Here is a 20,467-nt window from a genome sequence, read left to right on the forward strand (position 1 = left end):
GAGGGGCCGGCGTCAGAACAGGCTGAGCAGCGCCTCCGCCGGGTCCATCGGCTCCGTGTCGCCGTTCGGCAGGGCGAGTTCGAACCAGACCGTCTTGCCCTGCGGCGTCCGGCGCGAGCCCCACGCGGCGCTGAGCAGGCCCACCAGCTGGAGGCCGCGCCCGCCCTCGTCGGTGTCGCGGGCCCGGCGGCGGCGCGGCTGGACGAACCCGGCGTCCCACACCTCGCACACCAGCGTGCGGTCGAGCAGCAGGCGCAGCCTGATCTCGCCCTCGCCGTATCTGAGCGCGTTGGTGACCAGCTCGCTGACCAGCAGTTCCGCCGTGTCGCAGAGCCGCTCCAGGTCCCAGGCGCGCAGCTGGTCGCAGGCCAGCTCGCGGGCGCGGCCCACCGACTTGGGGTCGCGCGGCAGCGTCCAGTCGCCGACGTGCTCGGCGGGCAGGCCCTGCACGCGCGCCATCAGGAGCGCGATGTCGTCCTCGCCGTGGTGGGTGTCGAGGGTGGTCAGGACGTGGTCGCAGACGTCCTCAAGGGCGGGCGGCGCGTCGCTGAGGGCGCGCACGAACGCGTTCAGGCCCTCGTCGAGCGGGTGGTCGCGCGATTCGACGAGACCGTCGGTGTAGAGCGCGAGGAGGGCGCCCTCGGGGAGTTCGACCTCGACGTCCTCGAAGGGCTCGCCGCCGACGCCGAGCGGCATGCCCGGGGGTACGTCGAGCATGAGCGCGGACTCGCCGGGCTCGACGAGGACGGGCGGGAGGTGCCCGGCGTTGGCGAAGGTGCAGCGGCGCGTGACGGCGTCGTAGACGGCGTAGACGCAGGTGGCGAGGTAGACCTCGCCGAGGTCCGCGTCGGCGGCCTTGCGGGCGGCGCGGGTGGCCTGCTGGGGTCCCGCCGGGTTGCCGAGGCCGCGGGCGATCTCGTCGAGCGCGGAGAGCACCTCGGCGGGCTCCAGGTCCAGGAGCGCCAGGGTGCGCACGGCGGTGCGCAGTTCGCCCATGGCGACGGCGGCGCGCAGCCCGCGCCCCATGACGTCGCCGACGACCAGGGCGGTGCGGTGGCCCGGCAGTTCGATGACGTCGAACCAGTCGCCGCCGACCTCCGTGGCGGCGTTGCCCGGCAGATAGCGGCAGGCGATGTCCAGGCCGGACGCCTCGGGGTCGCCGGGCGGCAGCAGGGAGCGCTGCAGTATCAGCGCGCGCTCGTGCTCGCGGCGGTAGAGCCGGGCGTTGTCGATGCAGACGGCGGCGCGCGCGGCCAGCTCGCCGGCGAGCGCCCGGTCGCGTTCGCCGAAGGGCTCGCTGCCCTTCGTACGGGAGAACTGGGCGAGGCCGACCACCGTGTCGTGGGCGATCATCGGCACGGCCAGCGTGGACTGGACCAGGCCGCCGGTCAGCCGGCTCGCGGAGGCGCTGTCGGCGGCGGTGATCAGCCGGGGCCGGGCGGCGCGCAGGGCGTCGGCGCAGGGCGAGGAGAACGCGAAGCGGTGCACGGCGCCGACGGCGACGGGCCCGGTGCCCTCCGGGAACGGCGCGTCGGCGACGGCGCTCGCGAAGGCCACCCGGCGCAGCTCCGCGCTGCCGTCGGCGAGGCCGGGCGGGGTCTCGTCGCCGTCGAGCAGGCCTTGGTACAGGTCCACGGAGGCGAGGTCGCAGAAGCCGGGGACGGCGACGTCGAGCAGCTCGCGTGCGGTGGCCTCCAGGTCGAGGGAGTTGCCGATGCGGGCCCCGGCATCGTTCAGGAGGGCGAGGTTGCGCCGGGCGTGCGCGGCCTCGCGGGCGGCGGCGTGCCGCCGGGTGACGTCGGTGCCGAGCCCGGCGACGCCGATGGGGCGGCCCGAGCCGCTGTGCACGCGGTAGAGGTTGATCGACCAGTGGCGGCGCTCGCCGCTGCCGGGCGCGGGGCCCACGATCTGCATGTCCGTCACGGCGTCGCCGGTCTGCAGGACGCGCTTGAGGGCGGCGGACATGCGGTCGGCCTCGTGGCGGGGCAGGTAGTCGTGGACGGTGCGGCCGCGGTGTTCCTCGGCGCCGCCGCCGAAGACGTCGGCGAAGCGGCGGTTGGCGCGCTGCACCTTCAGGTCCGTGCCGAACAGCAGAAAGCCGAAAGGGGATTGGCCGAAAATGGCCTGTGAGGCGGCGAGGTCGGTCTCGATCTGCCGGAGCGCGCGGACGTCGACGACGATGCAGACCGCGGCCCGCTCGCCGTCCTCGGTCTCCGTCGGCATGACGTAGACCTCGGCGATGCCCTCCTGTCCGGCGGAGCCGTCCGCGGCCCGGCCCGGCACCCGGAAGGGGACGGAGCCGGTCCACTCCCGCCCGTCGAGGATCTCCGCCATCTTGCGGTGGCCGCCGGGGCGCAGCTCGGGCGGCACGAAGGCCTCGATGGGGTCCTTGCCGACGGCGTCGCGCGCGGCCACGCCGAACAGCCGCTCGGCGCGGTTGCTCCACTGGTCGACGAGGCCGTCGGCACCGATCGAGAACGAGGCGACCTTGATGTAGTCGTAGATCGAGCCGGGCGGGCTGCTCTGCCAGGTCTCGCCGACCCCGGCCTCGCCCGCGTCCTCGGCCATCGCGTCGCCCGACGGCCCCTCGGGCTCCGTCGCCTTCGCTGGTATCTCGCTCACGCGAACCGTCCCCTCCAGCTCACCGCGTCCGGCACCGGTCACCGCATACGGCTGACCGCAGTATCCAGCACTACGGCACAGCACCACACGGCGTTCACGATCACAGCACGGACTCGACGCTTTTTGGCCCGTGCCGCCCTTGTGCCCGACGTCCCTCGCACACTGCCAGTCTTCTAACCCGGCAGCGCCAGCTCGAACCACACCGTCTTCCCCCCACTGCCCGTGCGACCCGGCCGTGTCCCCCAGCGGCGCGCGGAGCGTGCCACCAGCTGAATGCCGCGACCGCCCTCGTCGTCGGGTGCGGCGACGCGCTCCAGGGGCGGGTCGGGGAGCGGATCGGACACCTCCACAAGGAGGGTGCCCGAGGGGTCCACGGAACGTACGAGGCGTACGCCGATGGGCCCGGAGGCATGACGCAGCGAGTTGGTCACCAACTCGCTCACGAGCAACACGGTGACATCGCCGAGGGGCGCCAGACCCCAGTCGCCGAGCTGTTCGCGGACGACGGCGCGGGCGGAGCGGACGGCGCCCGGGTGCGCGGGGAACTCCCACTCGGCGCAGTCGCCTTCGGTGTCGATCACGCCGATCACTTCCAGACCAGAGGCAGAACCTGTCCGGGAACCTGTCCGGTTTCATGGGGTTAATGGGCACATACCCGATATCCCGGTGGGTTTACCGCGTACTGGGGCGCACTGTGGCACGAACGGCGTAGGCGGGGTCAGCGCGCGGCGTGCGGCAGGCCGAGCGCCGCCGTCACGGCGGGCACGTCGGCGGCCAGCCAGTCGACCGACCAGACCTGGTCGGGGGCGAGCCAGCGCAGCTCGTCGTGGTCCTGGAGGGGCCGGACGGCGCCGGAGAGCAGGCGGGCGGTCCACACCCACAGGACGTACCCCTTGGCGAGCGGCCACTGCCCCGGGACGCGCTCGATCAGCTCCGCCTCGACGCCCAGCTCCTCGCGGAGCTCGCGCAGCAGCGCGTCCTCGGGGCGCTCGCCGGGCTCGACCTTGCCGCCGGGCAGCTCCCAGCCGCCGGCCAGCTCGGGCGGCGCGGTGCGCCGCGCGGCGAGCAGGCGCCCCTCGTCGTACAGGGCGGCGCCGACCACGATGCGTTCGTTCATGCGCCCGAAGCGTAGGCGCTCCGCCGGACGGGACGGACCCGGGGGCGGCTCCACACGGCGCGAGGGACAGCCCTACGGGGCGGCCCCTCCGACGTTCTGATTCAGCTTCTCGATGGAGTAGAGCTGTTTGTGTCCGCGATCGCCGAGGCTGTCCGCGATCTTCTGGGCCTCTGCCTTCGTCGCGTACCTGCCCACGCGGTAGCGGTTGCCGTTGTCGTCCTGACGTATCACGAGCCAGGGCAGCAGAACCGTCCCGTCGTTCATCGCGCCCCTCCGCTCGCCACCCCCGGCGCGCGCCACGCCTCGATCAGTAAGGAAACCGCAATCCGCATATGCCCGAGCCTACGCCCGACCTTTACTCAGCGGATACGACTTTGCACAAAGAGATACGCAGGGGGTGGTCAGGACGCACGCAATCGGCCACGGGCCGGTCCGTCCGCGCGGGCCGTCAGTCCGTCCGCAGGGGCGGTCGGTCCGTCCGCACGGTCGGCATCGGCATCAGTACCGGCTCGCCCGTCGGCGCCTTGCGGCAGACGTCACCGCACTCGGCGTCCAGCGAGCAGCACAGGGAGCAGATCGGCCCTGCCTGGACGGGACAGTCGGCGATGTCGGGGAGTTCGTACGCCGTGGCGCAGACGCCGCAGGTGTGCGTGGCCGTCACGTCGGGCACCGGCACGTGCGGCCCGTTCACGGGGTTGGGCCGCGCCAGGTAGTACCGGCCCTTCGTCGCCCAGGCGATCAACGGGCACAGCAGCAGGGCGAGTCCGGCCGCGATGAAGGTCGAGAAGGCCTCCGCGTACCGCCCGAACAGGCCGAAGAACGCGAGGATCGAGACCGTCGAGGCGATCACCATCGCGCCGAACCCGGCCGGGTTCACCGCGTGCAGATAGGCGCGCTTGAACTCGATGTACTTCGGGCTCCAGCCCGCCCGCTTGTTGATGACCAGGTCGGCGGCGACGGCCGTGATCCAGGCGATGCCCACGTTCGAGTAGAAGCCGAGCAGCTTGTTCAGCGCGGCGAACATGTTCATCTCCATCAGCGTCAGCGCGATGGCGAGGTTGAGGAAGATGTACCAGACCCGGCCCGGGTGGCGGTGGGTGACGCGGGAGAAGAAGTTCGACCAGGACAGCGAGCCGCTGTAGGCGTTGGTCACGTTGATCTTGATCTGCGAGACGATCACGAACAGGGCGGCGGCGGGCAGCGCGACGGAGCCGAGCCACGGCCTGAGGGCCTCGATCTGCGGGGCGACGGGCTCCAGGGCGTGCGTCTTCCCGACGGCCTCCAGGGCGACGAACGCCAGGAAGGCGCCGCCCAGTTGCTTGGCCGCGCCGATCACGACCCAGCCGGGCCCCGCCGCCAGCACGGCCAGGTTCCAGCGCCGCCTGTTCTGCTCGGTCTTCGCGGGCATGAAGCGCAGGTAGTCCGCCTGTTCGCCGATCTGCGCGATGAGCGAGAGCGCGACGCCCGTACCGAGACCGAAACCGATCCACGAGAAGCCGCTGCCCGCGCCCTCCGTGCCGCCGAAGGAGCCGAAGGCTCCCCACGCGTCCGGCGCCTCGAAGGCGAGCACCACGAACGGAAGGACCAGGCCGACCAGCCAGACCGGCTGCGTCCAGGCCTGCACCTTGGCGAGCGCGCCCATGCCGCGGAAGACGATCGGGATGACGATCAGCGTCGTCACCAGGTAGCCGGCCTCGACCGGGAGTCCGACGGCCTGGTGCATGGCCTGGGCCATGATCGAGCCTTCGAGGGCGAAGAAGATGAAGGTGAAGGAGGCGTAGATGAGGGACGTGAGGGTCGACCCGAAATAGCCGAAACCCGCCCCTCGGGTCACCAGGTCCATGTCCAGGCCGTACTTCGCGCAGGCCCGCGCGATCGGGACGCCCGTCACGAAGATGATCGTGGCGGCGCACAGGATCGAGGCGAGGCCGCTGGTGAATCCGTACGTGAAGACGATGGACGCGCCGATCGCGAAGTCCGCGAGGTAGGCGATGCCGCCGAGCGCGGTGGAGGCCACCATGGTCGGGGACCAGCGCCGGAAGGAGTGCGGGGCGTAGCGCAGCGAGTAGTCCTCGCGGCTCTCGTCGGCCGCCATCTTGGCGTAACTGCGTCGGGGCGGCGCGGAGTCGACCTCGGGCTCCGCGTCCGGCGGCATCGCGTCCGCCGGGGCCGTCGGCTCGCGGCCGACCGTCGTGTCCGTCATGGGGGCTCCTGTCGTCCGACCGGGGTGCGGGTACGGACGGGCAAGGTAGGAGCCCCGCGTGACAGCCGGTCGCGGGATGGTGTTGCTCCGGGGTTACGGGGGCGGGGCGGGTGTTAACTCCCCGTCACCGGACGTCACTTCACGGGCAGGTGGTACGCGATCCGGTAGCGGTCGGCGGGCACCACGATGTCGGCCGTCTCGACCGGGCGGCCCGACGCGTAGTACGTCCGCTGGACGACCAGGACCACATGGCCGGGGACGCCGCCGAGCGCGGTGAGCTCCTCGGCCAGGCCGGGGCGGGCACCGACCTCCTCCGCCACGTTGTCCACGACCACGTCGATGGCCGCCATCCGCTCCACCACCCCGCAGCCGCCGAGCGGGCCCTCCTCGGGGAGCATCACGGGGGTGCGCCCGGTGATGGCGAGGGGCTCCCAGGAGGTGGAGAGCATCATGGCCTCACCGGCGTCCCGGAAGACGTATTTCGTGCACATCACGCGGTCGCCCGCGCGGATGCCGAGCCGCTCGGCGATCGCCGCGCTCGCCTCGGCCTGCTCGCTGCGGGACTCCCAGGTGCCGCGCACGCCTTCGGCGGCCTGCTCCTGGCGGAAGGGGGTCGAACCGCCGTTCGCCGAGCGGTAGCCGGTGCGGGCGATCCTGCGGGGGACGGGGCGCTCGCGCACATAGGTGCCGGAGCCGGAGCGCCCTTCCACCAGCCCCTCGGCCATCAGGACCTTGCGCGCCTCCAGGGCGACCGTGTCCGAGACCCCGTACTCCTCGCGGATCCTTGCCTGCGAAGGCAGCCGGGTGTGCGGCGGCAGCGAGCCGTCGGCGATCTTTTTGCGGAGATCACCCGCGACACGCAGATACGCCGGCTGCTCACCGAAAGTCACTGGCCACTCCCATCAGGTTGACAGACAGCAACAGCGTGGCAACCGTCGGTTGTTGGGTGCAACCCAAGGCCATGGAATCACCCGAAGTGATGATTTCTTGCCGCACAGGTCTTTACGCAGGGCCTTTCCCCGGATATAGCGAACGGTCGAGCGTGCCGAGGAAACGTTCGGTCGCGGCGCGCGCGATCTGACTGCCCCACCCTCCCCAGTTCACGTCGAAACAGTGGTCGGCCCACGGCAGTTCGACGTACGTCGCCGGGGCGCCCGCCGCCTTGAGGCGCCGCGCGAGTTCCCTCGCCTGCGCCACCGGAACCGCACGGTCCGCGCTCCCGTGCAGCAGCAGCGTCGGCGGCACGTCGCCCCGCACCAGCCGCACGGGTGAGCCCAGACGATAGCGGGCCGGGGCGGTCGCCGCCGAACCGCCCATCAGACGGGGGATGATGGGGTCGCGGCGCAGCGCGGTGCCGGCGATCAGGCGCCGCATGTCGGTGGGGCCGTACAGCGAGATCACCCCCGAGACGGAGCTGTCACGCACCGGGCAGGACGCCGGGACCCGGCCGTCACCGTCCGTGTAGGCGGCGGCGAGCGCGAGGTTGCCGCCGGCCGAACTGCCCGCCAGGAGAAGGCGGTCGGGGTCGACGCCGTACGCGCGCGCGTGCCGCCGCACCCAGCCGACCGCGCACTTCACGTCGCCGATCTGGTCGAGCTGGGTGGCCCGGGGCGCGAGGCGGTAGTCGATGTCGAAGACCGACCAGCCGCGCGCGTTGAACCAGCGGTTCCACTCGGGGGTCTGGCTGCGGTGCCCCTTGTTCCAGCCGCCGCCGTGCACCCAGACGACGGCGGGGCGCCGCGCCGCCGAGCGCCCGGACGGCGCCCACAGGTCCAGCCTCAGCCGCTGCCGCTTCGCCCGCGCATAGGTGAGGGAGCGCGTGCGGTCGGGAACCTTGGCGTAGTTGACGCCGTCGAAGTACCGGGCGGCGGCGAGGTGTTGGCCCTGCCGTTCGGCGGCGGAGTACGCGGCGGCGTAGGGCATCACTCCGTAGACGAGGGCCGCGAAGGAGGAGAGGGCCGCCAGACCCGCGCACCAGGGGTGGCGGCGCCCCGCGAGCGCGGCGACGGCGAGGCCGAGCAGCCCCGGCGGCAGGAGGACGAGCCCCCAGGAGGTGATCACGGCGGCGACGAGCACCAGGAGCGGTACGCGGGGCAGCGGGGCGGCGACGAGGACGGCGAGCGCCGCGTTCAGGAGGGCGGCGGCGAGGAGCAGGACCCGGGCCACGGCGGGGGGCGGCACGAGGGACGTCACGTCGAAGAAATATCACAGAAGCGGACAAAAAGTCCTTGAGGTGATGGGTCCGACGGCCTCTGCGGGAGCCCGCGCCGGCGCCGTTCCGGCCGCCGGGTCACACCGTCACACGGCCGCCTCGTCGTGGTCGTCGTGGTCGTCGCCGGTGCCCGGACCCGTGCCGTCCTCCGGGGTCGCGTCGCGCGGCGACGTCGTCCCGAGACCGAGGGCCGTGCGCGCGCCGACCGCGCCCTCGCCGTCGACGAGGCCGAAGGCCTTCGTGTAGTGGGCGTAGCAACTGTCGGCGTCGGACGCGGCGGCGGCCTTCGCCCACTCCTTGCGGGATGCGCCGATGTCGGCGAGGAGCGTGTCGACGTGCCCCCGCGCCTTCGCGGGCCAGTCGTGCGCGCGCAGCAGCCGCGCCTGCTCGCCCAGGCCCTTGTCGACGCGGGCCGCCCACTTCTTGTGGCCCTCCAGGTCGTCCTCGAAGCGCTCCTCCTCGGGGGCCGAGGCGAGCGCCTCCTCGAACGCCCGGTCCGCCTTCAGATACGCCCGCTGGTCGTCGTCGAGCGTCGTCTCGTCGCTGCGCAGCGAGCCCTTCAGCGGCTGGTCGGGGTCGCCGGAGCCGAAGAGGCAGGTGACGTTGCGGTCGCCGTGGCGCCAGGTGTTCCGGTCGGGCATGAAGTAGTAGAGGTCGGCGTCGCCGGAGTCGGCCCAGGAGTCCTGCGTGTAGGCCGTCGCCAGGTCCGAGCACCTGCTGTCGGCGAGGTCGGTGAGCACGTCGTCGCCCGGGTAGCCGGTGTGGTTCACGCGGAAGGACCCGAAGACCTCGCCGTCGTGGGGCCCAGAGCACGGCACCTCGTCGACCTGGAAGGCGTACTTCATGGCGTCGAGGTCGCCGTCGGGCGCGTCGAAGCAGCCGCCCTTGCCGACCGGGAAGGCGCCCGCGCTCCGCCGCGAGTCGCGCGCCCCTTCCTTGACCTCCTCGACGAACTCGCGGGCGCCGCCCGTCACCACCGCGAGGACGAGCAGCACGACGCCGACCACGGAGAGGATGCCGCCCGCGATGGCCAGCCCCTTGCCGCGCTCGCCCTTCTTCTTGATCTGCGCGAGCGCCACCAGGCCGAGGACCAGGCCGACCGCGGGCAGGAAGCAGAGGATGCCGAGGACCAGGGAGGCGATGGCGAAGCCGTTCACCGGCGGCCGGGAGTAGGGCGAGTACGGGCCGGGCCACCGCTGGTAGGGGACCTGGCCGGGCGGCGGCCAGGGCGCCCCGGGCTGACCGTACGGCCCTTGCACCGGCCCCTGCGGACTCCGCGGCGAACCCTGCGGGCTCTGCGGACCCTGCGGACTCTGCGGACCGCCCGGAGGAGGCGCGTACGGACCGGACGGCGGCGGTATGTCCACGGGTAGCGTGCTCCTGGGTCGGGTGGTGCGGAGAACTTGGCGCATCGTAATCGGGGCGGGAGCGAAAAGGTAATGCAGCGGCAAATCCCATTAACTCGGACAACGGTCGAGGCCTCCAACGCGCTGACCTCGCGGTGGGCCGCCGCGGTGCCCGCCGACCGCGGCACCGTCCTCTCGGCGCCCGGCGTCTGGCCCCTCCTCGCGTTCCTCGCGGACGGCGCGGGCGGCGCGGCCCGCGCGGAACTGTCGGCCGCGGTGGGACTGCCCGCCGACGAAGCGGCGCGCGCGGCACGGGAGTTGCTGGCCTCGCTGGACGCCATGCGGGGCGTGGACGCGGCGCTCGGCCTGTGGACCAGGCGCACACTGACCCTGCGGGACGCGTGGCGTGCGGGGGTGCCGGTGGGGGCCCTCGGGGTGCTGACCGGGGACCCGGAGGCGGACGCGAAGGCGCTGGACGCGTGGGCGGCCGAGCGGACGGGCGGGCAGATCGAGCGGCTGCCGGGCCGCACGGACGAGAGCAGCGAGTTCGTCCTGGCGAGCGCGCTGGCCCTGCGGACCGACTGGTTCCAGCCGTTCGACGAGGGCGGGACGGACGTCGAGGCGGGTCCGTGGCGGGACCGGGCCCTGGCCACCCTGTACCGCACGACGTCGCTCCTGGACCGGGTCGGCGTCGTGCACTCCCCCGCCGGGGCCGTCACCGGGCTGAAGGTGCTCGGCAACACCGGGATCGACGTCCATCTGCTGCTCGGCGAGGAGAGCATGGGGCCGGGGCAGGTGCTCGGCGCGGGCGTGGACGCCCTTGCGCGCAGGCTCCCCGTGGTGCCGGGTCCTCACCTGCCGTACGGGGAGGTGGGTCCCGGACTCCGTGTCGGCAGGGTGCGCTCGATGAGCCCGCGTCCGCCGACGCTGCACGTGACCACCGTGCCGTTCACGCTGTCGGCGCGGCACGACCTGATGGCGGAGCACGAGCTGTTCGGCATGACCACGGCGCGGGACGGGACGGGCGGGCACTTCCCGGGGGTCGCCGAGGAGCCGCTGGCGCTCCAGGGGGCCCGGCAGGCGGCGACGGCGACGTTCGGCGCGCTCGGCTTCCGGGCCGCGGCCGTCACCGCGGTCGTCGCGATCGGGGGCGGCATGCCCGAGGAGCGCTACGTCACCACCGAGGTGGACGCCCGCTTCGACCGCCCCTTCGGCTTCCTCGCCGTGCACCGCACCTCGCGCCTCGTCCTCGCGGCGGGCTGGGTCACGGACCCGGAGCCGCTCCGCGAGGACGAGGGCCGGTACGAGAACGAGGACTACTGAGTCACGCGCTCGGGCACCTCAGGTGCGCACGCGCACGCGCCGCTCACGTCCGGTGGGGCCTCAGAACTGGAGGCCCCAGGAGTCGATCTTCCCGGTGTCCTGCGCCGCGTTGTCGCTGACGCGCAGCTTCCACGTGCCGTTGGCCGTCTCCGAGGAGGCGTTCACGGTGTACGTGGTGTTGATGTTGTCCGAGCTGCCGCCGGTGCCGTAGCCCTTGAGCGTGTACGCGGTGCCGTCGGGCGCGATCAGCTGGACCTGGAGGTCGCCGATGTACGTGTGCTGGATGGCGACCGGCACGGAGAGCGACGCGGGCGCGTTGCCCGTGACACCGGTGACGGCGATCGGCGACTCGGCCGTGGCGTTGTCGTTGATCGCATAGTCGTCGGTGTTGCTGAACGACTTGCCGGGCGGGTTGGTCGTGCCGCCGGTGACGTTCAGGAGACGGTTGGGCGAGCCGGTGCCGGGGCTGCCGACGACGCCGGTCGAGGAGGCGCTGACCAGGGCCGCGGACACCTGCGCCGGGGTCGACGACGGGTTCTGGCCGACGTAGATCGCCGCCGCGCCCGCGACGTGTGGGGACGCCATCGACGTACCGGAGATGGTGTTGGTCGCCGTGTCGTTGGTGTTCCACGTCGAGGTGATCGAGGAGCCCGGGGCGAAGATGTCGAGGATGCTGCCGTAGTTCGAGTAGCTCGCCCTGGCGTCGGTGTTGGTCGTGGCACCGACGGTGATGGCCTCCGCCACGCGCGCGGGCGACTTGGTCGAGGCGTCGGTCGACTCGTTGCCCGCCGCGACCGCGTAGGTGATGCCGGCCGCGATGGAGTTGCGGACGGCCGTGTCGAGGGCGCTGTCGGCGCCGCCGCCGAGCGACATGTTGGCGACGGCCGGCTTGACCGCGTTCTTGGTCACCCAGTCGATGCCCGCGACGACCTGGGCGGTGGTGCCCGAGCCCTGGTTGTTCAGGACGCGGACGCCGACGATCTTGGCCTTCTTGGCGACGCCGTGCAGGGTGCCGGCGACGGTGCCCGCGACGTGGGTGCCGTGGCCGTGTCCGTCCTGCGCGGTGTTGTCGTTGTCGATGGCGTCGTAGCCGTAGGAGGCGCGGCCGCCGAAGTCGCTGTGGGTGATGCGGACGCCGGTGTCGATGATGTACGCCGTGACGCCCTCACCCGCGGAGTCCGGGTAGGTGTACTTCTGGTCCAGCGGCAGGTTCTTCTGGTCGATGCGGTCCAGGCCCCAGGACGGCGGGTTGTTCTGGGTCGCGGTGGCAGTGAACGTCCGGTTCTGGACGACCGCGTCGACCGCCGGGTCGGCGGCGAACCTCTTCGCCTCGGCCTCCGTCAGCTCGACCGCGTAGCCGTTGAGGGCCTTGTCGTAGGTCCGCTCGATCTTCGCGCCGTACTCCTTGGCGAGGGCCTTGCCCTCGGCGGAGCGGGCCTTCGGGGCGCCCTTGTCGAGGCTCACGATGTAGCTGTTCTTGATCGTGCCGGGGGCGCCGGCGTTCTCGATCCTGCCTTCCGCGTGCTCCGGCTGTGCGTTCGCCGGGAGGGCGGAGACGACGCCGAGGGCGAGGGCCGCGACCGCTGTCGCGCTGATCCCGGCCAGTCTTCGGCGGGTATGACGCATCACTGCCATCTGAGGGGTCCTCCTCAATAGGTGGTGCGCTGGTGGGGGATTGGTGCCGTGGTGCCCACACTGACGGAGACATGCGGCAGGAGCATGTCAATAGGACATGCGCTTCCTTGCCTCCGTCGGGACGAAAGATTGGCCGATCCATAGGAATCCCACAAGGGTCAGGACCGGACGTAACACGACTGCCACGCCGGTGCCATGACGGATCATCACCAACTGCCGCAGACCTCTCACGTCGCACCTTCAACTACCGCCTCAGGGGTAGCGGAAACCGGGATGGGTGGGGGAGGTGAGGGGCTCGGCGGGGGGGGCGGGCCGGGCTGGTCGGCCGGTGGGTCGGGCCGGGTCGGTCGGCCCGGTCGCTGGGCCGGTGGGCCGGTGGGCCGGTGGGCCGGTGGGCCGGTGGGCCGGTGGGCCGGTGGGCCGGTGGGCCGGTGGGCCGGTGGGCCGGTGGGCCGGTGGACCGGTGGACCTGGGTGATCGGTCAGCCGGAGAGCCAGCAGCCCAGCCGGTCGGAGAGCCGGCGGGCCCGGGCGTTCGGAGGACCCGGTCGACCGGAGGAACGGCGAACCGGACGGCTCGAAGGAGCAGGACAGACCGCACGGCCGGGCGAACGGACAGCCCGCAAGGCCAGACCGGGCGGACAGCCGCACCACCGTTCGCACGAACGGCGCACAAGGCCAGACAGGCGAACAGCCCACACCACCGGACCAGACGGACAACCCGCACCACCGTTCGCACAGACGACGCGCAAAGCAAGACAGACGAACACCCCGCACCACCGGACCGGGCTGGCAGCCCACACCACCGGACCAGCCGAACAGCCCGCACCACCGCGCGGACCCGATGCGTCGGGCCGGACCGATTCGGGGACGTGCCGATTAGCCTGCGCGCATGACCGACCCCAGCGCCGCGAACCCTGTCGACCCCCTGAACCCCACGGCCCCCGTGGACCCCATGAGGGCCACAGCCCCCATGGCCCCCGCGCCCGCCCTCCCCGACTTCCTCTGCCCCCTCGACGGGACCCGGGTCCCCGGCGGGTCGCTCGGCTGGTGCTGTCCCGTCTGCCGTGGGCCCCTCGACCTGGACTTCTCGCCCGTCCCCGCGCCGCTCGCCTCCCTCACGGGGCGGGTCAACTCCCTCTGGCGGTACGCCGAGTGCCTGCCGCTGTCCGCCCCGGCGATCTCCCTCGGCGAGGGCCGCACGCCGGTCGTGGCGCTGGCCGGGGGCGTCTTTGCCAAGCTCGACTTCCTGATGCCGACGCTCTCCTTCAAGGACCGGGGCGCGGTCGTGCTCGCCGCGCTCGCCCTGCGGCTCGGGCCCGACCGGGTCGTCGCCGACAGCAGCGGCAACGCGGGCACGGCCGTCGCCGCGTACTGCGCGCGGGCCGGGCTGCCCTGCACCGTGTACGTCCCCGCCGCCACCTCGCCGAAGAAGCTGGAGCAGATCGGCGCGCACGGGGCGCGGCTCGAAGTCGTCGACGGGGACCGCGAGGACGCGGCGCGCGCGGCCCGCGCCGCCGCCGACGCGCCTGGCACGTTCTACGCCTCGCACGTCCACAACCCCTACTTCCTCCACGGCACCAAGACCTACGTCCACGAGCTCTGGGAGGATCTCGGCGGCCGGCTGCCCGAGGCGCTCGTCGTACCCGTGGGCAACGGCACGCTGCTGCTCGGCGCGGCCCTCGCGGTGCGCGAACTGCTCGCGGCCGGGCTCATCACGAAGGCGCCCGCGCTGTACGCGGTGCAGTCCGCCGCGGTCGCCCCGCTCGCCGCGGCCTGGCGGGCCGGCGCCGACGACCTGGTCGGCGAGACCCCGATGGCGGCCACCTTCGCGGAGGGCATCGCGATCCCCCGGCCCGCGCGGGCCCGGCAGATCCTGCGGGCGGTACGGGAGTCGGGCGGCGGCTTCCTGACGGTGACTGAGGATCAGATCCGGTCGGCCCAGCGGGATCTGGCCGCGCGCGGGCTGTACGTCGAGTCGACGGGCGTGGCCTGCTGGGCGGCCGTGCGGGACGGGGCGCTCGGGGAGCGCACGGCGGTCGTCCCGCTGTGCGGGGCGGGCGCGAAGACGGGGCTCGCGAACGCACCGGGCGCCTGACGCCAAGTAGGGGGTGAGACCGCCGTCCGGCGGTCGGGAGGGAGGGCTCGTGACACCGGACGAACGCGAGACACCGGAGAAACGGGACGGACCGGGCGGGCGTGGACCGGCCGGGCGCAGACCGGGTGGCGGCGGACCGAGTGGCGGCGGACCAGGTGAGTGCGGACCCGTCGGGGGCGGACCCGGCAGCGGCGACGACGTCTCGGACGAGGCGCTGCTGGCCCGCTCGGCCCGCGACACCGCCGCCTTCGAGACGCTGGTGCGGCGCCATTCGGCGGCGCTGCACGGCTACTTCGCCCGGCGCGCCCCCGGCGCGGCGGACGACCTGCTGGCCGAGGCCTGGCTCCAGGCCTACACCGCGCGCCTCGGCTTCGACACGGCACGGGGCGCCGCCCGCGCCTGGCTGTTCGGCGTGGCCAGAAACGTACTGTCCACGCACTGGCGGCGCACCGAACGGCAGCGCCCCGCCCCCACCGGCGACGCCCGCGACGACCCGTGGGAGGCGGTGGACGCGCGGCTCGACGCGGCGGCCGTGGCCCCGCGCCTGCGCCTGCTGCTCGCGGAACTGCCGCCCGTGGAGCGGGAGTTGCTGCTGCTCGTCGCCTGGGAGCAGCTGACACCGGGCGAGGCCGCCGCGGTGGTCGGCATCCCGGCGGGCACCGCACGTTCCCGGCTGCACCGCGCCCGTACCCGGCTGCGCGCCGACGCGCCCCTCAAGCTGACAGGAGACCCGGCATGACCGAACGCACCGACCACCGCGACCTCGACGACTTCGACGCCCTCGACGTCCTCGACTTCCCCGGCGCCGCGGAGCTGATCGCGGCGGGCGAGGTGGCACCGCCCGCCGCGGGCACGGTGGCCGCCGCCCAGGCCGCGGTGGCGCACGCCGCCGCGCGGCAGGGGGCACTCCCGGGCGCGGCACCGCGGGAGACGGCCCCGGCCGTGGCGCGGGAGCGGAGCGCCGCCGCCCCGCACGCCCCGCCCCGTGCCCGTGCCGTCCCGCGCCGCCGCAGGCTGCTCGTGGCCGCCGCCGCGGTGGCCGCGATCGCCGCGGGGGCCGTGACGTACCCCGTGCTGGGACTCGGCGGGGAACCGGCGGCGACCGCGTCGGCGAGCCGGTTCCTCGACGACATGGCGGCGGTGGCGGCGGACGCCCCCGCGGCACGGGCCCCGTACTGGAAGGTGCGTGTCGAGACCGAGAACCAGGACGACGGCCGCCGCACGGACACCACGTACGTCGACCGCGAGGGCCGCGTCTGGTCGGTCGACGCGGACGGCACGGTGCACGAGCCGCCCGCCGGCGCCAAGGGCAAGCTCAAGAAGTGGCCGGTGGGCGGGAAGTGGCTGACCTGGCCCGAGATCGACGAGCTGCCCACCGACCGGAAGACGCTCGCGGCGCTGTTCGACAAGGACCCGGCGCACCGGTTCCAGCAGGTGGTGATCATGCTGGAGGACTCCCCCGCGGGCCCTGAGCTGCGCGCGGCGCTCTTCCGGATCCTCGCGGACACCCCGGGCATGAAGCTGATCGGTGACGTGAAGGACAGCACGGGCCGTCCGGGGGTCGCCGTGCAGATCGAGCAGAAGTCCAGGATCTCGACGAAGCCGCAGGGCACCATCGAGTACTGGACGAAGGACCGGTACGTCGTAGACCCCGACACCGGCCTCCTCCTGGAGCAGACCCACAAGATCCGCGGGGACCACCCCACGGACCGCTACACCTGGCTGGAGGTGGGCCCGGCCGACCGCGTCGGCTGATCCCGCACCCCACCCGTCCGTGGGACGCCCCCGGCGCGCATGCCGGGCCGGGGGCGTCCCCCGGCGCATCGTCGGCCCGTGAACCGACGCCTCGCCACCGCCCTGCTGACCGTCGCCGCCCTCACCCTGACCGACGGCGGCGCGCGCGCCGTGCCCGCGCCCGAGCCCCGCCCGCCCGCGGACTGCGGCCCGCCCGGCGACCCCGCCTGGGCGCCGACGGCCACCACCCGCGGCCCCTCGAAGAACGCCTACGACCCGTACGTGGGCAACGGCTACCTGGGCGTGCGCGTGCCGCCCGCCGGGGCCGGGTACCCCGCGCCCCACCCGGACGAGAAGACCGGCTGGCCGCTGTACACGCCGCGCTTCGACGGGGCGTTCGCCGCCGGGCTCTACGCGCGCGGGCCGCGGGGGACCGCCGGGCGCGAGGCGATCGCCGCGCTGCCGAACTGGACCGCGCTGGACCTCACCGTCGGCGGCGAGACGTACGGCCCGCGCAGCCGTGTCTCCCGCTACCGGCAGACGCTGGACCTGCGCTGCGGCGTCGTGCGGACCTCCCTCACCTGGACCACCGCCGACGGCCGCCGCACCGACCTCGCCTACGACGTGCTCGCCTCCCGCGACCGGGCGCACACCGCCGCCGTACGCCTGCGCCTGACCCCGCACTGGACCGGCCGGGCCACCGTCACCGACCGCATCGACGGGCGCGGCGCCCGGCGGATCACGCAGACCGGCGGCGGGCCGCGCGGCAAGAAGACGATGGACGTGGCCTTCCGCACCGACGGCACCCGCACGGACGGCGCGGTCACCTCCACGCTGAAGGCGCCCGGGGTCACCCATCAGGCGGGCTCGGCAAGGGAGTTGAGCAACAGCCAGGCGGCGGACCTCCGGGTGCGCGACGGCGGGACGTACGAGGCCGTCAAGTACGTCGGCGTCGACACCACCCGCACCTCCCGGGCGCCGCGCGCCGCCGCGCAGAGCGCCTCGCGCCGTGCCGCCGCGCTCGGCTGGGACGCGCTGTTCGCCTCGCACGCGGCCGCCTGGCGCCGGCTCTGGAGCGCCGACATCGAGATCCCGGGCCACCGCGACCTGCAACTGTGGGCGCGCTCGGCGCAGTACGGACTGCTCTCCGCCACCCGCCCCGGCTCCCGCGACAGTCTCGCGCCCGCCGGGCTGACCAGCGACAACTACGCGGGCATGATCTTCTGGGACGCGGAGACCTGGATGTTCCCCGCGCTGCTCGCGACGCAGCCCGAGCTGGCCGAACCGGTCCTCGCCTACCGGCACTTCACGAGCGGGGCCGCCCGCGAGAACGCCCGCAGGACCTCCGTGAAGGGTCTCTTCTTCCCGTGGACGAGCGCGAGCCGGGGCGCGCTGTGGTCGGAGTGCCAGAGCTGGTACCCGCCGCACTGCGTCCAGCAGAACCACCTCCAGGGCGACATCGCGCTGGCCGCCTGGCAGTACCACCTGGCCACCGGCGACCGCGCCTGGCTGCGCGAGCGCGGCTGGCCGCTCCTCAAGGGCATCGCGGAGTACTGGACCTCGCGCACCACCCGCAATCCGGACGGAAGCCACTCCATCCGGAACGTCGCGGGCCCCGACGAGTACAGCAACGGCGTCACCGACGGCGTCTACACCAACGCCGTCGCCGTGACCTCCCTGCGCGCGGCGGTCGGCGCGGCCCGTGCGCTCGGCAAGCGGGCCCCCGCCGCCTGGACGGCGACCGCCGACCGCATCCGCATCCCGTACGACCCGAAGCGCAAGATCTATCTCCAGTACGCCGGTTACACCGGGTCGACCATCAAGCAGGCCGACACCGTCCTGCTGACCTACCCGCTGGACTGGCCGATGCCGAAGGGCGCGGCGGCGGCCACGCTCGACCACTACAGCGCCCGCACCGACCCGGACGGGCCCGCGATGACGGACTCCGTGCACGCGATCGACGCGGCCGCGATCGGCGAGCCGGGCTGCTCGGCGTACACGTATCTCCAGAGGTCCGTACGTCCCTTCATGCGGGGGCCGTTCGCGCTGTTCTCGGAGTCGCGCGGCACGAAGGCGGGCGCCGGGGACGCGCTGGCCGGGTCGCCCGCACAGGACTTCCTCACCGGCAAGGGCGGTTTCCTCCAGGTCTTCACGCACGGCCTGACGGGGCTGCGGCTGCGCGAGGGCGACGCGCCGCGCCTCGACCCGACGCTGCCGCCGCAGCTCGCGCGGGGCGTGACGCTGCGCGGGATGCGCTGGCGGGGGCGGACGTACGACATCGCGATCGGCCCGAAGGAGACGACCGTGCGGCTGGTGTCGGGCGACGCCTTCCGGGTGGCGGCGCCCGGCGGCACGGTCACCGTGCGGCGCCACTCCCCCGCCGTCCTGCGGACCCGCCGCCCCGACCTGGCCCCGACGACCGACCTGGCGCGCTGCCGCCCGGCGACGGCGACCTCCGAGGAACCGGGTCTGTACGCGGTCGCGGCGGTGGACGGCAACCCGGTCACGGCCTGGTCGCCCACCTCTGAACGGGCTTCTCTCACCGTCGACTTGGGCAGTGCGCGCCGGGTCGGCCGGATCACCCCGGTGTGGCAGGTGCGGCCCGCCGGGCACCGCGTGGAGACCTCGGCGGACGGGCGCACCTGGCACGCCCCGGGGCACGGCCCGGTGCGCCAGGTGCGGATCACGGTCCGGCGGGGCGACGAGGCGCCGTCCCTGACGGAGCTGAGGGTCGAGCGCTGAGGCTCACTCCGGCAGCCGCGGCCGGCGCCTCCCGTGTCCGGTCGCGGCCTCGAAGACGGCCCCCACGTCGAGCACGGCCCGGTCGGCGCGCGGCGGCCCGACGATCTGCAGGCCGACGGGCAGGCCCGCGGGGGTGAACCCGGCGGGCACGGACAGGGCGGGCGCGCCGAGCACGGACAGCAGGTAGGCGGAGCGCATCCAGTCGAGGTAGTCGCGCTGCGGCCGTGCGTCGACGACGCGCGGGTACTCCCACTCGACGGGGAACGGCGCGACCTGGCTGACCGGCGCGAGCAGCACGTCGTACCGCTCGAAGAAGCGGACGGCGGCGAGGTGGAGGCGGGTGCGCGCGGCGGCGGCGCGGGCCAGGTCGGCGCCGGTCAGCCCGCGCCCCTCCTCGATGTTGCGGGCGATGCTGGGCCGCAGCGCCTCGGGGGACGCGTCGAGGAACATGCCGAGCGCGTGCCGGAAGGCCTGGGCGCGCAGCGTGCGGAAGACGTCGTCGGCGCCGTCGAGGTCGGGGCAGTCCTCCTCGACGTGGCAGCCCAACTCCTCGAACACCTTGGGCTGTTCGGACAGTACGGCGCGTACGTCCGCCTCGACGGGGACGCGCCCGCCGAGGTCCGGCGCCCAGGCGACCCGCAGCCCCCGCAGGTCGCGCTCCCCCAGGGGCGCCCGGAACGCGGCACCCGGGGTGTCCAGGGAGAGCGGGCAGCGCGGGTCGGGGCCCGCCATGACCGACAGGAGCAGCGCGGCGTCGGCGACGGTACGGCCCAGCGGGCCCGCGACGGTGAGGCTGCCCCACGCGTCGAGGGCCGGGTGGGCGGGGACACGGCCCGGTGTCGTGCGCAGTCCGACGACGTTGCAGAAGGAGGCCGGGTTGCGCAGCGAGCCGCCCATGTCGCTGCCGTCGGCCAGCGGCTGGAGTCCGGCGGCGAGCGCGGCGGCCGCGCCGCCGCTGCTGCCGCCCGCGCTGCGGGTGAGGTCGTAGGGGTTGCGGGTCGCGCCGAAGACCGGGTTGAAGGTGTGCGAACCGGCGCCGAACTCGGGGACGTTGGTCTTGCCGATGCGGATGGCGCCCGCCGACTCGATGCGCTCCACGAGGAGTTCGTCCTCGTCGGGCACGAAGTCGGCGAGCAGCGGGGAACCTTGCGTGGTGCGCATGCCGCGCGTGAGGTGGGTGTCCTTGAAGGCGATGGGCAGCCCGTGCAGCGGCCCCGGTCGTGCGCCGTGCGCGAGGGCGTCGTCGGCGAGCGCGGCGGCGGTGAGCGCGCCGTCCGCGTCGAGGGTGACGACGGCGTTGACGACGGGGCCGAGCCGTTCGATCCGCTCCAGGTGGGCCGTGACCACGTCGCGGGCGGAGAGTTCACGGCGGCGGACGAGGCGTGCGAGCTCGGTGGCGTCCAGCAGGCAGATGTCCATGTCGGGAGTCTGCCCAG

Annotated in this window: 15 protein-coding genes; 5 read left to right on the plus strand and 10 right to left on the minus strand. The window is 73.8% G+C overall.

Features of this window, described 5'->3' with window-relative positions; all coding sequences use genetic code 11:
- Positions 1-12 precede the first annotated feature (12 nt).
- The 8 genes from AB0L89_RS12980 to AB0L89_RS13015 form a co-directional block, all read right to left on the minus strand.
- Entirely contained in the window at positions 13-2,622 is a 2,610-nt protein-coding gene (locus AB0L89_RS12980) for a SpoIIE family protein phosphatase (protein ID WP_365138951.1), read from the minus strand.
- A gap of 173 nt (positions 2,623-2,795) precedes the next feature.
- Positions 2,796-3,212, minus strand: coding sequence for an ATP-binding protein (locus AB0L89_RS12985; protein ID WP_365138954.1), 417 nt, complete (start codon positions 3,210-3,212; stop codon positions 2,796-2,798).
- Positions 3,213-3,340: 128 nt separating this feature from the next.
- Positions 3,341-3,739 (minus strand): (deoxy)nucleoside triphosphate pyrophosphohydrolase, encoded by a 399-nt coding sequence (locus AB0L89_RS12990; protein WP_365138957.1) that lies wholly within the window; start codon positions 3,737-3,739, stop codon positions 3,341-3,343.
- Between the two features lie 72 nt (positions 3,740-3,811).
- On the minus strand, positions 3,812-4,003 hold the full coding sequence (locus AB0L89_RS12995) for an SPOR domain-containing protein (RefSeq protein WP_365138962.1): 192 nt from the start codon (positions 4,001-4,003) through the stop codon (positions 3,812-3,814).
- A gap of 184 nt (positions 4,004-4,187) precedes the next feature.
- Complete coding sequence (locus AB0L89_RS13000) at positions 4,188-5,894, minus strand: hypothetical protein (RefSeq protein WP_365139790.1); 1,707 nt, start codon at positions 5,892-5,894, stop codon at positions 4,188-4,190.
- 182 nt (positions 5,895-6,076) lie between these two features.
- Positions 6,077-6,832, minus strand: a complete 756-nt coding sequence (locus tag AB0L89_RS13005) for a GntR family transcriptional regulator (RefSeq protein ID WP_365138965.1) — start codon at positions 6,830-6,832, stop codon at positions 6,077-6,079.
- 112 nt (positions 6,833-6,944) lie between these two features.
- A complete protein-coding gene (locus AB0L89_RS13010) occupies positions 6,945-8,135 on the minus strand; it encodes an alpha/beta hydrolase (protein ID WP_365138968.1) in 1,191 nt (396 codons plus the stop codon).
- Positions 8,136-8,240: 105 nt separating this feature from the next.
- The gene (locus AB0L89_RS13015; protein WP_365138971.1) at positions 8,241-9,413 is read right to left on the minus strand and encodes a DUF4190 domain-containing protein; all 1,173 of its coding nucleotides are present in this window, start codon (positions 9,411-9,413) and stop codon (positions 8,241-8,243) included.
- A gap of 180 nt (positions 9,414-9,593) precedes the next feature.
- Between AB0L89_RS13015 and AB0L89_RS13020 the strand changes: the two genes are divergently transcribed.
- Entirely contained in the window at positions 9,594-10,823 is a 1,230-nt protein-coding gene (locus AB0L89_RS13020) for a serpin family protein (RefSeq protein ID WP_365138974.1), read from the plus strand.
- Positions 10,824-10,883: 60 nt separating this feature from the next.
- Here the strand turns inward: AB0L89_RS13020 and AB0L89_RS13025 are convergent, their stop codons facing one another.
- Positions 10,884-12,458 (minus strand): S8 family peptidase, encoded by a 1,575-nt coding sequence (locus AB0L89_RS13025; protein ID WP_365138977.1) that lies wholly within the window; start codon positions 12,456-12,458, stop codon positions 10,884-10,886.
- 972 nt (positions 12,459-13,430) lie between these two features.
- On the opposite strand from AB0L89_RS13025, the gene AB0L89_RS13030 reads away from it, so the two are divergent.
- The 4 genes from AB0L89_RS13030 to AB0L89_RS13045 all read left to right on the plus strand — a co-directional run bounded on the left by AB0L89_RS13030 (position 13,431) and on the right by AB0L89_RS13045 (position 19,031).
- Entirely contained in the window at positions 13,431-14,555 is a 1,125-nt protein-coding gene (locus AB0L89_RS13030) for a threonine synthase (protein ID WP_365139793.1), read from the plus strand.
- 49 nt (positions 14,556-14,604) lie between these two features.
- Positions 14,605-15,294 carry an RNA polymerase sigma factor gene (locus tag AB0L89_RS13035; RefSeq protein WP_365138980.1) on the plus strand — a complete coding sequence of 230 codons (690 nt, stop codon included), beginning with the start codon at positions 14,605-14,607 and terminating at the stop codon, positions 15,292-15,294.
- The gene (locus tag AB0L89_RS13040) at positions 15,291-16,310 is read left to right on the plus strand and encodes a CU044_5270 family protein (RefSeq protein WP_365138983.1); all 1,020 of its coding nucleotides are present in this window, start codon (positions 15,291-15,293) and stop codon (positions 16,308-16,310) included. The genes AB0L89_RS13035 and AB0L89_RS13040 overlap by 4 nt, the downstream gene beginning before the upstream one ends.
- Positions 16,311-16,460: 150 nt before the next feature.
- Entirely contained in the window at positions 16,461-19,031 is a 2,571-nt protein-coding gene (locus tag AB0L89_RS13045; RefSeq protein ID WP_365139796.1) for a glycosyl hydrolase family 65 protein, read from the plus strand.
- Between the two features lie 3 nt (positions 19,032-19,034).
- On the opposite strand, the gene AB0L89_RS13050 is transcribed toward AB0L89_RS13045, so the two are convergent.
- A complete protein-coding gene (locus AB0L89_RS13050; RefSeq protein WP_365138986.1) occupies positions 19,035-20,450 on the minus strand; it encodes an amidase in 1,416 nt (471 codons plus the stop codon).
- Positions 20,451-20,467: the final 17 nt, after the last annotated feature.

The sequence above is a fragment of the Streptomyces sp. NPDC052114 genome (genome assembly GCF_040680155.1).
In the GTDB taxonomy this organism is placed as follows: domain Bacteria; phylum Actinomycetota; class Actinomycetes; order Streptomycetales; family Streptomycetaceae; genus Streptomyces.

What these genes read in the sequence shown, in the direction of transcription:
- AB0L89_RS13030 (WP_365139793.1), top strand. Translation starts at nt 13,431, where the DNA reads ATGGCCCCCGCGCCCGCCCTCCCCGACTTCCTCTGCCCCCTCGACGGG.
- AB0L89_RS12990 (WP_365138957.1), bottom strand. Translation starts at nt 3,739, where the DNA reads ATGAACGAACGCATCGTGGTCGGCGCCGCCCTGTACGACGAGGGGCGC.
- AB0L89_RS13025 (WP_365138977.1), bottom strand. Translation starts at nt 12,458, where the DNA reads ATGGCAGTGATGCGTCATACCCGCCGAAGACTGGCCGGGATCAGCGCG.
- AB0L89_RS12995 (WP_365138962.1), bottom strand. Translation starts at nt 4,003, where the DNA reads ATGAACGACGGGACGGTTCTGCTGCCCTGGCTCGTGATACGTCAGGAC.
- AB0L89_RS13050 (WP_365138986.1), bottom strand. Translation starts at nt 20,450, where the DNA reads ATGGACATCTGCCTGCTGGACGCCACCGAGCTCGCACGCCTCGTCCGC.
- AB0L89_RS13040 (WP_365138983.1), top strand. Translation starts at nt 15,291, where the DNA reads ATGACCGAACGCACCGACCACCGCGACCTCGACGACTTCGACGCCCTC.
- AB0L89_RS13000 (WP_365139790.1), bottom strand. Translation starts at nt 5,894, where the DNA reads ATGCCGCCGGACGCGGAGCCCGAGGTCGACTCCGCGCCGCCCCGACGC.
- AB0L89_RS13020 (WP_365138974.1), top strand. Translation starts at nt 9,594, where the DNA reads ATGCAGCGGCAAATCCCATTAACTCGGACAACGGTCGAGGCCTCCAAC.